This is a genomic window from Devosia sp. XK-2 (genome assembly GCF_037113415.1).
Lineage (GTDB): Bacteria > Pseudomonadota > Alphaproteobacteria > Rhizobiales > Devosiaceae > Devosia.
Window position 1 is genome coordinate 1,589,690 of sequence record NZ_CP146608.1, and the last position, 13,328, is coordinate 1,603,017.

Genomic DNA, 13,328 nt, shown 5'->3' on the forward strand with positions numbered 1-13,328 from the left:
TGGATTCCTCGCCTGACAAGCCGCAGTTGCACTAAGCGCACAAGGGCCTGGAAGGTGAATAAAGATTGGCGGGCGAACAGGTCGCCCGCCGGACTTGAGTGACGACTAGAGTTCGTCGTCCACCGCTTCCTTGATCAGTTCTGCCGCTTCCTCCGCGCTCATGGCATTGGCAGCCAGCTCGGCCGAAATGTCATTGACTACGCCGCCCACATTCGGGCCCAGGGCCTGATCGAAGAACAGGGCGTGCCAATGGGCATTGCTGATGTTCTGGCCGATCTGCACCTTGAACGGGTTGGTCATGACGTCAGCCGCACCTTTGGCAATCGGGATGTAGTAGGCATCGGCGGCGTATTTGGCCTGGTTCTCGGTGTTGTTGAAGAACTCGATCCATTTCACGGCCGCGTCCGAGGCATTCCTGGAGAACAGCACGCCACCAAGGCCGCCCAGCGTGTCGGTCGGATCGCCCTTGCCCCCTTCAATGGTCGGGAAGGGCAGGATGCCCAGTTCCTCGTCCGGGATGCCGTTCTTGTCGGCAGAATTGTCCTTCATGGCGCCGTAATCCCAGTCGCCCATCAGGTGCATTGCCGCATTGCCATCGCCGAACAGGCCCGAGGCATCGCCATAATTGGCGGCCAGGAAGCCTTCCTGCCAGGGGTCGAGAGCAGCCAGCTCAAGGAAATATTCGCCGGCCTTGACGAAGTCCTCGCCGGCAAAGCCGTCGCCTTCGCCGCGCGCGGCGGCGGCAAAGCCTTCCTGGCCGGCCAGCCGCACAACCAGCTTGGACCACCAGAAGTGGGCTGGCCACTTGTCTTTGGCGCCGATGGCGATGGGGGTGATTCCGGCATCCTTGAAGGCCTGCACGCCCGCGAGGAACCCGTCCCAGGTTTCCATGCTGGCCGGGTCCACGCCGGCCTGCTCGAACAGGGTCTTGTTGTACCAGAGCACGACTTCGCTCACGTCGCGGGCCACACCATAAAGATGGCCGTCGGGTGCGGTGAACGCAGAAATGCCGGCAGTGCCGACATTGGCCTTGGCCTCATCGGACAACACGTCTTCGATCGGGCGAAGCACCCCGGCTGCCGCCTGTTCATAGAACACACCGCCACCCCATGAGTGGAACACGTCCGGCGCGTCCGCCGACTGCAGCAGCGTCGTCAGCTTGGCCTTGAACGCCTCGTTTTCAAGAAAAGGCAGCTCGACCACGATGTCGGGATTTTGCGCCATGAAATCGGCGGCGATGCTGTTCATCAATTCCACTTCGGCAGGAATGGACGTGATGTGCAGGTGCCGAACAACGGTTTGTGCCTGGGCCGGGGCAATTGCCGCCAGTCCGAGCATTGCGGCAAGCGCAATATGCTTCATGATTTTTCCTCCTGATGTGGCCATCGAAGCCGGTTTCGACTCCCTCCCGGGCCACCGCGGCAAGTCAGTCCCCACTGAACTCGGCGCTTGCTACTTTTTACGCATCCCTTATTAAAGCTGCAAGAGGGACGTACATCAAGCCGCACCCCGGAGTGGAAAAATGTTGCCAATCATAGATAACCTATTGAATTCACGTGTTTGCGCCGGTTTTTCTGGGTGACGGGTGGAAAGGGATTGCATCAACCGCGAGACAATTTGATATAGACTGCAAACTAAATCCGATTTGCCGATAGTTTTCTGGAGACTACCGCTTGGCTGTGAAAATCGCAGATCCGCTGCTTATGCGCGAAATCAACAAGCATCATGTGCTGGAGGCCATCCGGCGCAATGGCCAGATTTCGCGCGTGGAAATCTCGGAGCAGACGCTGCTCAGCGGCACGACGGTTTCTGCCATCACCAGCGCGCTGATCGAGCAGGGGCTTATCCGGGCGACGCATACCCAGCCCAATGGCGATACGCAGCGCGGCCGCCCTCGCGTATTGTTGGGGCTGGTGGCCGAGGCCGCCTACGTCATCGGCATACAAATTTCCGAGTCGATGACAACGGTCACGTTGGTCGATTTCCGCGGCGAGCAGGTCGGTTCGCTGCAATTGCCCATTCGTCTTGCACGCCAGCCGGTCGAGGTCATTGTCGACCTCATCGAGGACGCGCTTGATGATTGCATCACGCGCTCCGGCATAGACCGTAGCCGCATAAAGGGCATCGGCATCGGCGTTCCGGGACTTGTCGATCCACGCTCGGGCAGAAGCTATTCAAGTTCCGTTTTTGGCGAGCGCGAGGTGCCTATCGGCTCCCTCCTGCAGGAGCGCACCGGCTGGCCGGTCAAGCTCGAAAAACCTGCCAATCTTCTGGCGCTGTCGGAAAGTTGGTTCGGGCATGCCCAGCGCAGCAAGAATTTCGCCGTCATCACGCTCGATCAAACCGCCAGCGTTGGTCTTTGGATGGAAACCGATATCCATCGCGGGGCCAGTGCGCTGGGGCCCACATTTGGCCACCTTAAGGTGGGCGGTGAGGGTATGGTGTGCGAATGCGGCCAGATCGATTGCCTGAACGCCCATGTGGGGGAGGCGGTCCTGCGGCGCCAGGCCGCCAAGGCGATAGGTTCGGCATTCGTGGAGTCCCCCTTGGCGAAAACCAATATCAAGGCGGCCCTCGCCGAGGCGTGCCGGGCGGGCAATGCCGGGGCCAGGGCCATGATCGATCAGCAAGGCGCAAAGCTCGGCATTGGCATCTCCCACATCATCAACCTGATCAATCCCGAAAAGATAATCATGGCCCTCGGGCCCGCCGGCTATTGCGAATTGGTCGAGCCGGCCGTTCGCGCCGCCGCCGCCGCCAATAGTTTCCGCACGCATTTTGCATCGACGCAGTTGGTCTTCCACACACTGGACGATCAGCTCTGGGCCCGCGGAGCGGCCGCGTTGATGCTTCGAGACATCTATAGCGCCCCATGGGCCGCGACCTACCAGGAGGAATAATTGTGACAAAATCAGCCCTGATCGTCTGGGGAGGCTGGGATGGACACACGCCTGAGCAAAGTGCCCGTCTGGTGGGGTCCATGCTTGAATCCCATGATTTCGCCGTGGATATCGAGCCGACCACCGAGGCCTTCGCCGATGAGCATCTGGGTCGCTACGATCTCATCGTGCCGGCCATCACCATGTCGCGCATCGAACGCGAGGAATTGACCAATCTCCTGGCTGCAGTCCGCAACGGCACCGGCCTGGCTGGCTTTCACGGCCTGATGTCAGACAGTTTCCGTAACGAGCCGGACTATCAGTTCATGGTCGGCGGGCAGTGGGTCGCTCACCCGGGCAATATTATCGACTTCACCGTCAATGTGACGCGGCCCGACGATCCGATCATGCAAGGCCTGGGTGATTTCCCATATCATTCCGAGCAATATTACATGCATTTCGACCCCAGCATCGAAGTGCTGGCGACCACCACATTCAGCGGTGAATTTTTCGAAGAGATCGGTGGCGTGGTTATGCCCGTGGTCTGGAAGCGCCGCTTTGGCAAAGGCAGGGTTTTCCACTCCACATTGGGCCACGTCGTCGACGAATTCCAGGTGCCGCAGATGCGGACCCTGTTCGAACGCGGGGCGCTCTGGGCAGCGCGCTGAACCGTCATGTCAACCATCGGCAAGGAGGAGACGATGGCAGATTTGCAATTACGCGGGATCAATAAGAGCTTTGGTTCCGTCAAGGTCATTCACGATATCGATCTAGACATCGCCAATGGCGAGTTCGTGGTCTTTGTGGGACCGTCTGGCTGCGGCAAGTCCACGCTGCTGCGCACCATTTCGGGGCTGGAAGAACCGTCTTCGGGACAGGTGCTGATCGGTGGCGAGGATGTTACCGATTTTGACCCGTCCGAGCGGGGCGTGGCCATGGTGTTCCAGTCCTACGCGCTATATCCGCACATGACGGTCGAGCAAAATCTGGGCTTCGGCCTGCGTATGGGCGGGATGCCGAGGGAGCAGGTCGCCGAGCGCGCCATGGAAGCGGCTCGCATCCTGGAACTGACAGACCTGCTCGAGCGCAAGCCGCGCCAGCTTTCAGGGGGGCAGCGACAGCGTGTCGCTATTGGCCGGGCCATTGTCCGCCAGCCCAAGGCGTTCCTGTTTGATGAGCCGCTCAGCAATCTCGACGCCGAATTGCGGGTGCAGATGCGCATCGAGATCGCCAAGCTGCACCAGCAGCTTGGGGCCACCATGGTCTATGTGACCCATGACCAGGTGGAGGCCATGACGCTGGCCGACCGTATTGTGGTGTTGCGGGCCGGCCGCGTCGAGCAGCAGGGCAGCCCCATCGAACTCTACGACAATCCCGACAACAAGTTCGTCGCCGGCTTCATCGGCTCCCCGCGGATGAACTTTCTGGACGGCACGGTTATGGCAATCAATGGGACGGAGATGAAGGTCTCGCTCGACGCCTTTGACGCGCCAGACCTGGTCGTTCACCGTCGCGGCTCGGGCGGCCAGGTCGGCCAGCGGATCAGTGTGGGCATCCGTCCCGAACACTTTGCCGATGCCGCGGCCGGTGGGCCGACCTTGACCGCCAAGGCCCAGGTCGTCGAGCAGCTTGGCGGCGTCTCCTTCGTTTATGCCGTCGGCAACGATGATCAAACCAAGGTGACGATTCAGCAAAAAGGGCATTCGCGCATTGCCGACGGTGCGCTTTTGTCCGTGGGCATGGAGCCCGGATCATTGCTCGCTTTCGACGAGGAGGGGCTGCGGATTTAGTCCGCACCCGGCGCGATCATGGCGAACCGCGGCAAGTCCCCTCGGCTCTTGCCGCGGTCGATGCTCCACACAAACCTTGGCTATTCGCCGCCCGTTCGCATTCATATAGTTGTGAGCCGCGTGATCTGGCGTAACTTCAGGTGCATGATCGCCGTATGTGCTGACAGATATTCAGCATGAGGTGTTCGAATGCCCAATAGCCAATCGACAGAGCCTACCGCCTTTCGCCGCTTGTCGCGCCGCAACATCCTTGCAGGCCTGCTGGCCTTGTCGGCCCTGGCCACGCCCCTTGCGCCGCAAGTGGCGGTGGGGCAGGAGGCCCCGGTCATTATTCCCGCGCCCAATCTGGATCTGGATGAAAGCGGCGACGCCGCCGTGGCCGTATTCGCCGGTGGTTGCTTCTGGGGCGTGCAGGGGGTGTTCCAACGCGTAAAAGGCGTCGTTAATGCCGTTTCCGGTTATTCCGGCGGCGCGGCGGAAACCGCCACTTACGATCTGACCTCGCGCGGCAATACCGGCCACGCAGAAACGGTCGAGATCACTTATGACCCTAGCGTCGTCAGCTTCGGCGAACTGATGCATGTCTATTTCTCGGTCGCTCACAATCCGACTCAGTTGAACTACCAGGGCCCAGACCACGGCACGCAATACCGGTCCACGATCTTCACGCTCAACCAGGACCAGGCGCGAGTGGCGCAGGCCTATATTGATCAGTTGGACGCGGCGAACCTGTTTGAAGGCCCCATTGTCACCACGCTTGAGCCCTTCGAGGCCTTTTATCCGGCCGAGCAATATCATCAGGACTTCCTGACGCTGAACCCGAGCTGGCCCTATATCGTGATCCACGACCTGCCCAAGATTGCGGCTCTGGAGGAGATTTTCCCCGACAAGTTCCGCGCCGACCCGGTGCTGGTTGGCATGTTGCCGGACGGCTAGGCGCCAGGTGTTGCGTGGCGGTCACAGCTGTCGATCGCCCCATTCTGGCCCTTGGATCGTCCGGTTCTGGCCGAAAAGGCCTGAGAAACAGGGATTCTGACGGCGCGGTACAAGCTGCGATTGAGAGGCAGGTTGTGCCACGCCGCTAGGAAAATCACCTCGGAACCGCCGCCGTAAAGGTGACGTTTCGGCTTTATCGAATGATCCAGAGTAAGGATGACAGCCATGCGTATCGCAAAAACTTTCGCCCTTGCGGGTCTGGCAACAGCGCTTCCCGCGAGTGCGGCCATGGCCGCAGATCTCATCACCGTGCCGACCTCGACCCAGGCCGAGTTGCCCATAGCCAATGATGCCGGCTTCGATTGGAATGGCTTCTATGCCGGCATCCATGGTGCCGCCCAGAACGGCTCGGTCAGCGACACCCAATATGGCTTGGGTGTGCAGGCCGGCGTGAATGCCCAATTCGATTTCTATCTTCTTGGTGCCGAGGTGGCTGTGACCGGCCTTGCCGATAACGGCACGGTCGGGGAAACGTCCTATGGCCAGATCCTTGGCCGGGCCGGCCTGGTGGTCTCTGACAATGTGGCGGTCTATGCCGCTGGTGGCTACGGCATCGATCTTGGCGTGCCTAACGAGGAAGATGCGCTGCTTGGCGGCGGCGTCGAACTGGCCGTGACTGACAACGTATCCGTGCGTGCCCAATATCTGCACGGCTTCCCGATCCAGGGCGGCAACGACAAGAATCAATTCACCGTCGGCGCCAGCTACCATTTCTAGCAGCCGCCTCCAGCGCGACTCAGCATACCTCGGCCCCGTGTCTTGCGACACGGGGCCGATTGCGTTTCCGGCGAAATTGTGTCAGCTAAGTGTCAAGCGGGGTTTGGCCTGCCACAATTGCGGTGGCTCACCGGCAGGGCGGTGGCCAATTCGTGGCAATTGTATCAAATTGAACCAATTCCGGTGTGTTCATGCAACACCTGCCCGGAAATGGTCATCAAATCTTATCCGCGCTTCCAAATTTGGGTGCGCACTCTCTTGTCAGCCGCGCGCGCCTCAGGCATCTATCGGTCGACTACGGTTAACTCTATGGGAGTGCAAGACATGTTTGTACGTTCTTTGGCCATTGGCGTTTCCGCCGCGGCTCTCATGGTTGGTGGCGCTCAGGCTGCTGACCTCATCATCCCGACCACCCCGGAGCCGATCTACGCCCCGGCTGGTTTCGACTGGGAAGGCCTCTATGTGGGTGCCCGTCTCGGCGGTCAGTTCACCGGCGCTAACAGCTATGCTGATGGCAATGTCACTGCCAGCACCACCTATGGTGTCGTCGGTGCTGCCGTTGGCGTGAACTTCATCCCGATGGACCCGGTCCTGCTCGGTGTTGAAGTCACCGCCGACTACATGTGGAACACCGGCGCTGCCGTCACCAACTCGGGTGAGTTCTTCGCGAACCTCCGCGCTGGTGCCATCGTCACCGACAACGCCCTGATCTATGCTCTGGGTGGCGTTGGTTTCAACAACACTGCCGCTGGTTCGGTCGGTGTCTATCAGCTCGGTGGTGGTGTTGAATTCGCTGTCAACGACGTCGTCACCGTTCGCGGTGAAATCGTCGGTCAGGGCGACTTCTCCAACACTGCTCCGGATTCGTTCTTCGAGTCGGCTAAGGCCACCGTCGGCGTCTTCTACCACTTCTAAGTTTGTAGCGTCCTGGGGCGGCATTCGCCCCTGGGCCAGCAATCTTGCAACCCATCTCGGCGGACCGATTCATTTCGGTCCGCCGTTTTGGTTTTCAGCGGTCGGAATCGGCCGATGGCTCAGTAGCTACTTGCCGCGGCGAGTACCGTTTTTGTGGGTGGTCACCTGCTGCGAAATGTAGCGATCATGCCAACCTGCCCCATTTTTTCGCAAATCTGTTGCTCTGGACGCCCCGGCCAAGCATGAGTGCACTCGACATTGCGCGCACGTTATATGATTATTCTTATCATATTTTCTTTCCCTTGAAACGTTTGGGGGGAAGGTCTAAGCCGTTGCCCATCACCGGCGCATCGGCCCGCTTGCCCCAATTGCTTCGTGGCCCGTGTGCTTCTCGGCTGCTCTGGCCGGTTTGAACTTTAGGCTGCCGCATGACTGAATTGCTCAGCAATTACCTGCCCATCGTCATCTTTATTGCGCTGTCCGCCCTGATTGGCGGGGCGCTTCTGGTGGCGCCCTTCCTGGTGGCGGTGAAGCGCCCCGATCCTGAAAAGGTCTCCGCCTTCGAGGCCGGCTTTGATGCCTTCAGCGATGCTCGCATGAAGGTGGATGTCCGCTTCTACCTGGTGGCGATTCTCTTCATCATTTTCGATCTGGAAGTGGCCTTCCTCTTCCCCTGGGCTGTGGCGTTCAGGGATGTGGGTTGGTTCGGCTTCTGGTCCATGATGATTTTCCTGGGCGTGCTGACCATCGGCTTTATTTATGAATGGCGTAAGGGAGCTCTGGAATGGGATTGAGCCCGTCCAGTTCGACACTGGTTACCCCGCGTCCCACGGGCGCTATCGATCCGGCAACCGGCAAGCCTGTTGGCGCTGACGATCCGTTTTTCGCAGGCGTGAACAACGAGTTGGCCGATAAGGGCTTTCTCGTGACCACTGTGTCGCAGCTCATCACCTGGGCACGTACCGGCTCGCTGATGTGGATGCAGACGGGTCTCGCCTGCTGCGCTGTGGAAATGATGCAGATGTCCATGCCGCGCTATGACATCGAGCGTTTCGGCACGGCGCCGCGCGCTTCGCCGCGTCAATCCGACGTGCTGATCGTGGCCGGTACCTTGACCAACAAGATGGCGCCCGCCTTGCGCAAGGTCTACGACCAGATGCCCGAGCCGCGCTATGTCATTTCGATGGGTAGCTGCGCCAATGGCGGCGGCTATTACCACTATTCCTATTCCGTCGTGCGCGGTTGCGATCGGGTTCTGCCGGTGGACGTCTACGTCCCGGGCTGCCCGCCGACGGCCGAGGCGCTTCTTTATGGCATCCTGTTGCTGCAAAAGAAGATTCGCCGCGACGGCACGATTGAACGATAGGGCAGGGGCATGGACGAAACTGTTGTCGAGCCGATTGCAATCGACCCGCTCGTAACGCTTGGCGAGCATGTCGCGGCGTCCCTGGGCGATGCAGTCCTGGGTTTTGAGGTGGCCTTTGGCGACCTGACCGTAACCGTGGTCCGCGATTCGATCGTTTCTGTGGCGACCTTCCTGCGCGACGATCCGAAATGCCGGTTCATCAGCTTCGTGGACGTCTGCGGTGCCGACTATCCGTCTCGCGAATTCCGCTTTGACGTGGTCTATCACTTCCTCAGCCCACATCTGAACCAGCGTATCCGCATCAAGCTCGAAGCCGACGATGTCACCCCCGTTCCGTCCATTTGCGACGTTTTTCCGGGTGCCAACTGGTTCGAGCGCGAAACCTACGATCTTTATGGCGTGCTGTTCTCGGGCCATCCGGACCTGCGCCGCATTCTCACCGATTACGGCTTTGACGGTCACCCGCTGCGCAAGGACTTCCCGCTGACCGGCTTTGTTGAAGTTCGCTACGACGAAGAACGTAAGCGCGTGGTCTATGAGCCTGTGACCCTGGCCCAGGAATTCCGCACGTTCGATTACCTGTCGCCCTGGGAAGGCACGGATTATGTGCTGCCCGGCGACGAGAAGGCGAAGAACTGATGTCCGAAGTTGATGTAAGAAACTTCACGCTCAATTTTGGCCCTGTCCATCCCTCGGCCCACGGTGTGCTGCGCATGATTCTCGAGCTCGATGGCGAGCTCGTTGAGCGCGTTGACCCGCATGTGGGCCTGCTGCATCGCGGCACTGAAAAGCTCATCGAGCACAAGACCTATCTACAGGCCGTGCCCTATTTCGACCGCCTCGACTATGTGGCGCCGATGAACCAGGAGCACGCCTTTGCTCTGGCCGTCGAGCGCATGCTGGACATCGAAGTGCCGCGCCGTGGACAGCTGATCCGCGTGCTCTATGCAGAAATCGGTCGCCTGCTGGCGCATCTCATGAACGTGACTACGCAGGCCATGGACATTGGCGCGCTGACGCCACCGCTCTGGGGGTTTGAGCAGCGCGAAAAGCTCATGGTCTTTTACGAGCGCGCTTCCGGCGCCCGTATGCACGCGGCCTATTTCCGCCCCGGTGGTGTCCATCAGGACCTGCCGCAGGCGCTGATCGACGACATTGGTGTGTTCTGCGAGGAATTCCCCAAGGCGCTCAAGGACATCGACACTCTTCTCACCGCCAACCGCATCTTTAAGCAGCGTAACGTCGATATCGGGGTTGTGCCGCTCGAAGAAGCCTGGGGCCGCGGTTTCTCTGGCGTCATGGTGCGCGCTTCCGGTGCCGCATGGGATCTGCGCAAGGCCCAGCCTTACGACGCCTATGCCGAAATGGAATTCGACATTCCGGTCGGCTCCAATGGCGACTGCTATGATCGTTACCTGGTCCGCATGGAGGAAATGCGCCAGGCCAACGAGATCATGCGCCAATGTGTGGCCAAGCTGAATGCGCCGGACGGAAAGGGCCCCGTGGCCTCGACCGACGGCAAGGTGGTGCCGCCCAAGCGCGGCGAGATGAAGCAGTCCATGGAGGCGCTCATCCACCACTTCAAGCTCTATACCGAAGGCTACAAGGTGCCGGCCGGCGAGATCTACGCCGCGGTCGAAGCGCCCAAGGGCGAGTTCGGCGTGTACCTGGTGTCCGACGGCACCAACAAGCCCTATCGTTGCCATATCCGCGCGCCGGGCTTCGCCCATTTGAGCGCCATGGATTATCTCTGCCGCAAGCACATGCTGGCGGACGTGACCGCGATCCTCGGGTCGATTGATATTGTGTTCGGAGAGGTGGATCGCTGATGTCTACGCGACGCCTTGCAGACGAGTCGGTGCAGCCGGCGAGTTTTGCGTTCAACGCTGAAAACCAGGCCTGGGCCGAAAAGCGCATTGCGCTTTACCCGGCTGGCCGTCAGCAGTCTGCCGTCATCCCGCTGCTCATGCGTGCGCAGGATCAGGATGGCTGGGTTACCCGTGCGACGATCGAGAAAGTCGCCGAAATGCTGGATATGCCCTATATCCGCGTTCTCGAAGTGGCGACCTTCTATACCCAGTTCCAGCTCGCCCCCGTTGGCAAGAACGCCCATATCCAGGTCTGCGGGACCACGCCCTGCATGCTGCGCGGTGCCGGGGAGCTGATCGAGGTCTGCAAGCACAAGATCCATCCCGAGCCGCACCATCTCAATGCCGATGGCACCATGAGCTGGGAAGAGGTCGAGTGCCTGGGTGCCTGCGTGAACGCGCCCATGGTCATGATCTATCACGATACCTACGAAGATCTGACGCCCGGGCGCTTTGAAGAGATCGTCGATGCCTTCGCCGCCGGCAAGGGCGAAACGATCTCGCCGGGCCCGCAGATCGATCGCATGACGTCGGCAGCCATCGGCGGCCGTACCACGCTATTGGAACAGCCTACCGCCAAGCGCGAAAAGTTCGTGCCGCCGCCGGCGCCTGAAGCAGAGGCGGCTCCCGCTGCCGCGCCGGCACCGGCCGTCAAGGCGCAGCCGGACACTGCTGCCAAGCCCAAGGATGTCGCCGAAGAGAATGCTCCGGCCGTCAAGGGAACGCCCAAAAAGGCCAAGGTCAGCCAGGCCAAGGCCGAGACCGAGCGCAAATCTGCCGCCGCCGCGGCCAAGGCGGATGGTTCGCCGAACAATGCCATGCGCGAAGGCGCAACCGGCGCTGAATCCAAGGCCGAAGCTATCGACGGCGGCAAAGCCGTCGGCAAGGCCAAGGCGTCTGAGCCGGGCATCGGCGGTGCCTCGGCAGGCGCCAAGAAAACCAGGCCCGCCGACAAGGCGCCTGCTGCCAACCCCGACGAGGTTGTGCCGACCGTCGAAAAGGGTGGCGAGCTGACCCCGCTCTTTGAGCGGCCCGACGGTCCGGTGGACGATCTTAAGCTTATTTCGGGCGTCGGTCCGGTGATCGAGCGCAAGCTCAATGCCCTGGGGATCACTCGCTACGACCAGATCGCCAAGTTCAAGAAGGCCGACATCGCCCGCGTTGACGAGGTTCTGAACTTCAAGGGTCGTATCGAGCGCGACGACTGGCTCAAGCAGGCCAAGGCTCTGGCCAAGGGTGGCGTCGAGGAATACCGCAAGGTGTTCGGGAAGGACCCGCGCTAAATGACCATCGGAGGCATCGACATTGCGGCTCTGACCCTCAAGGACTTCGTCGTTGGCGTGGTCTATGCGGTCTTGGGTACCTTTGTCGTTACCGGTGCAGAGATGGTTTTCGGATTTTCGCTGCCGAGCATGTTGGCTTCGGTAGCGGGGGCCGCAATCGGAATTGCGGCCTGGTTTATCTTTTTGTTGAAGCGGAAAGCCGATCATGCTCGCTGACAAGGATCGCATTTTCACCAATCTCTACGGCCACCACGACTGGCGGCTCGAAGGCGCGCGCGAGCGTGGCTCCTGGGTTGGGACCAAGGAATTCATCGATTCCGGACGCGACTGGATCACCAATGAAGTCAAGTCGTCGGGCCTGCGCGGCCGCGGCGGCGCAGGCTTCCCGACCGGCCTGAAATGGTCGTTCATGCCCAAGCAGTCCGATGGCCGTCCGCATTATCTCCTGGTCAATGCCGACGAATCCGAGCCGGGCACCTGCAAGGACCGCGAGATCCTGCGCCACGATCCGCATCACCTGATCGAGGGCTGCCTTCTGGCTTGCCGCGCCATGGATGCGCACCTGGCCTTCATCTATGTGCGCGGCGAGTTCATCCGTGAACGCCAGCGCCTCGAGGAAGCCGTCCAGGAAGCCTATGACGCCAAGCTGATCGGCAAGGACAATGTCCATGGCTGGGACCTGGACATCATCGTCCATCACGGCGCCGGCGCCTATATCTGCGGCGAAGAAACCGCGCTGATGGAATCGCTTGAAGGCAAGAAGGGCCAGCCGCGTCTCAAGCCGCCATTTCCGGCCGGCATGGGCGTCTATGGCAACCCGACCACTGTCAACAATGTCGAATCCATCGCTGTCGTGCCCGAAATCCTGCGCCGCTCGGGGGCCTGGTTCTCGTCCATCGGCCGGCCGAACAATGTCGGCACCAAGCTGTTCATGGTCTCGGGCCACGTGAACAAGCCGGCCACCTTCGAGGAAGCCCTGGGCGAAAGCTTCAAGGACATCATCGAAAAGCATTGCGGCGGCATTCGCGGCGGCTGGGACAATCTGCTTGCTGTTATTCCTGGCGGCGCATCCTGCCCGGTCGTACGCGGGGAGGACATGATGGACGCCGTCATGGACTTCGACGGCATGCGCGAGAAGAAGTCGAGCTTCGGCACCGGCGGAATGATTGTCATGGACAAGTCCACCGATATCATCAAAGCCATCTGGCGCATCTCGGCCTTCTTCAAGCATGAAAGCTGCGGCCAGTGCACGCCATGCCGCGAAGGCACCGGCTGGATGATGCGCGTCATGGAACGCATGGTGCAGGGTCGCGCCCAGAAACGCGAGATCGACATGCTGTTCGAAGTGACCAAGCAGATCGAAGGGCACACCATCTGCGCCCTCGGCGACGCTGCAGCCTGGCCGATCCAGGGCCTGATCCGCAATTTCCGCCCCACCATCGAGGCGCGGATCGAACAGTATACCTATTCATCCACCAGCGACGGCGCCGTTCCGTCCATCGCGGCGGAGTAAG

General features: G+C 60.6%; 14 protein-coding genes. 13 read left to right on the forward strand and 1 reads right to left on the reverse strand.

Annotated elements, in window-relative coordinates; genetic code table 11:
* Positions 1-105 precede the first annotated feature (105 nt).
* Positions 106-1,362, reverse strand: a complete 1,257-nt coding sequence (locus V8Z65_RS07645; RefSeq protein WP_338723563.1) for an extracellular solute-binding protein — start codon at positions 1,360-1,362, stop codon at positions 106-108.
* Positions 1,363-1,679: 317 nt separating this feature from the next.
* Between V8Z65_RS07645 and V8Z65_RS07650 the strand changes: the two genes are divergently transcribed.
* The 13 genes from V8Z65_RS07650 to nuoF all read left to right on the forward strand — a co-directional run bounded on the left by V8Z65_RS07650 (position 1,680) and on the right by nuoF (position 13,327).
* A complete protein-coding gene (locus V8Z65_RS07650; RefSeq protein ID WP_338723983.1) occupies positions 1,680-2,900 on the forward strand; it encodes an ROK family transcriptional regulator in 1,221 nt (406 codons plus the stop codon).
* 2 nt (positions 2,901-2,902) lie between these two features.
* On the forward strand, positions 2,903-3,547 hold the full coding sequence (locus tag V8Z65_RS07655) for a ThuA domain-containing protein (RefSeq protein WP_338723564.1): 645 nt from the start codon (positions 2,903-2,905) through the stop codon (positions 3,545-3,547).
* Positions 3,548-3,580: 33 nt separating this feature from the next.
* Complete coding sequence (gene ugpC / locus V8Z65_RS07660; RefSeq protein WP_338723566.1) at positions 3,581-4,669, forward strand: sn-glycerol-3-phosphate ABC transporter ATP-binding protein UgpC; 1,089 nt, start codon at positions 3,581-3,583, stop codon at positions 4,667-4,669.
* Positions 4,670-4,858: 189 nt separating this feature from the next.
* Entirely contained in the window at positions 4,859-5,605 is a 747-nt protein-coding gene (gene msrA / locus V8Z65_RS07665; protein WP_338723567.1) for a peptide-methionine (S)-S-oxide reductase MsrA, read from the forward strand.
* 225 nt (positions 5,606-5,830) lie between these two features.
* On the forward strand, positions 5,831-6,382 hold the full coding sequence (locus tag V8Z65_RS07670; RefSeq protein WP_338723568.1) for an outer membrane beta-barrel protein: 552 nt from the start codon (positions 5,831-5,833) through the stop codon (positions 6,380-6,382).
* Between the two features lie 324 nt (positions 6,383-6,706).
* The gene (locus V8Z65_RS07675; RefSeq protein ID WP_338723569.1) at positions 6,707-7,297 is read left to right on the forward strand and encodes a hypothetical protein; all 591 of its coding nucleotides are present in this window, start codon (positions 6,707-6,709) and stop codon (positions 7,295-7,297) included.
* A 428-nt stretch (positions 7,298-7,725) separates the two neighbouring features.
* The gene (locus tag V8Z65_RS07680) at positions 7,726-8,091 is read left to right on the forward strand and encodes an NADH-quinone oxidoreductase subunit A (protein WP_297113399.1); all 366 of its coding nucleotides are present in this window, start codon (positions 7,726-7,728) and stop codon (positions 8,089-8,091) included.
* Entirely contained in the window at positions 8,082-8,663 is a 582-nt protein-coding gene (locus V8Z65_RS07685) for an NADH-quinone oxidoreductase subunit B (protein WP_297113400.1), read from the forward strand. Before V8Z65_RS07680 ends, V8Z65_RS07685 begins: the two co-directional genes overlap by 10 nt.
* A gap of 9 nt (positions 8,664-8,672) precedes the next feature.
* Complete coding sequence (locus tag V8Z65_RS07690; protein ID WP_338723571.1) at positions 8,673-9,302, forward strand: NADH-quinone oxidoreductase subunit C; 630 nt, start codon at positions 8,673-8,675, stop codon at positions 9,300-9,302.
* Positions 9,302-10,492 (forward strand): NADH-quinone oxidoreductase subunit D, encoded by a 1,191-nt coding sequence (locus V8Z65_RS07695; RefSeq protein ID WP_338723573.1) that lies wholly within the window; start codon positions 9,302-9,304, stop codon positions 10,490-10,492. Before V8Z65_RS07690 ends, V8Z65_RS07695 begins: the two co-directional genes overlap by 1 nt.
* Positions 10,492-11,814 carry an NADH-quinone oxidoreductase subunit NuoE gene (nuoE, locus tag V8Z65_RS07700; RefSeq protein WP_338723574.1) on the forward strand — a complete coding sequence of 441 codons (1,323 nt, stop codon included), beginning with the start codon at positions 10,492-10,494 and terminating at the stop codon, positions 11,812-11,814. Before V8Z65_RS07695 ends, nuoE begins: the two co-directional genes overlap by 1 nt.
* Positions 11,815-12,030, forward strand: coding sequence for a hypothetical protein (locus V8Z65_RS07705; RefSeq protein ID WP_338723575.1), 216 nt, complete (start codon positions 11,815-11,817; stop codon positions 12,028-12,030). It abuts the gene before it with no gap.
* Positions 12,020-13,327: an NADH-quinone oxidoreductase subunit NuoF gene (gene nuoF, locus V8Z65_RS07710; RefSeq protein ID WP_338723576.1), complete on the forward strand. Its 1,308-nt coding sequence runs from the start codon at positions 12,020-12,022 to the stop codon at positions 13,325-13,327. Before V8Z65_RS07705 ends, nuoF begins: the two co-directional genes overlap by 11 nt.
* Position 13,328 lies beyond the last annotated feature (1 nt).

What these genes read in the sequence shown, in the direction of transcription:
- V8Z65_RS07680 (WP_297113399.1), top strand. Translation starts at nt 7,726, where the DNA reads ATGACTGAATTGCTCAGCAATTACCTGCCCATCGTCATCTTTATTGCG.
- V8Z65_RS07670 (WP_338723568.1), top strand. Translation starts at nt 5,831, where the DNA reads ATGCGTATCGCAAAAACTTTCGCCCTTGCGGGTCTGGCAACAGCGCTT.
- V8Z65_RS07705 (WP_338723575.1), top strand. Translation starts at nt 11,815, where the DNA reads ATGACCATCGGAGGCATCGACATTGCGGCTCTGACCCTCAAGGACTTC.
- ugpC (WP_338723566.1), top strand. Translation starts at nt 3,581, where the DNA reads ATGGCAGATTTGCAATTACGCGGGATCAATAAGAGCTTTGGTTCCGTC.
- V8Z65_RS07685 (WP_297113400.1), top strand. Translation starts at nt 8,082, where the DNA reads ATGGGATTGAGCCCGTCCAGTTCGACACTGGTTACCCCGCGTCCCACG.
- msrA (WP_338723567.1), top strand. Translation starts at nt 4,859, where the DNA reads ATGCCCAATAGCCAATCGACAGAGCCTACCGCCTTTCGCCGCTTGTCG.
- V8Z65_RS07675 (WP_338723569.1), top strand. Translation starts at nt 6,707, where the DNA reads ATGTTTGTACGTTCTTTGGCCATTGGCGTTTCCGCCGCGGCTCTCATG.
- V8Z65_RS07695 (WP_338723573.1), top strand. Translation starts at nt 9,302, where the DNA reads ATGTCCGAAGTTGATGTAAGAAACTTCACGCTCAATTTTGGCCCTGTC.
- V8Z65_RS07690 (WP_338723571.1), top strand. Translation starts at nt 8,673, where the DNA reads ATGGACGAAACTGTTGTCGAGCCGATTGCAATCGACCCGCTCGTAACG.
- nuoF (WP_338723576.1), top strand. Translation starts at nt 12,020, where the DNA reads ATGCTCGCTGACAAGGATCGCATTTTCACCAATCTCTACGGCCACCAC.
- nuoE (WP_338723574.1), top strand. Translation starts at nt 10,492, where the DNA reads ATGTCTACGCGACGCCTTGCAGACGAGTCGGTGCAGCCGGCGAGTTTT.
- V8Z65_RS07645 (WP_338723563.1), bottom strand. Translation starts at nt 1,362, where the DNA reads ATGAAGCATATTGCGCTTGCCGCAATGCTCGGACTGGCGGCAATTGCC.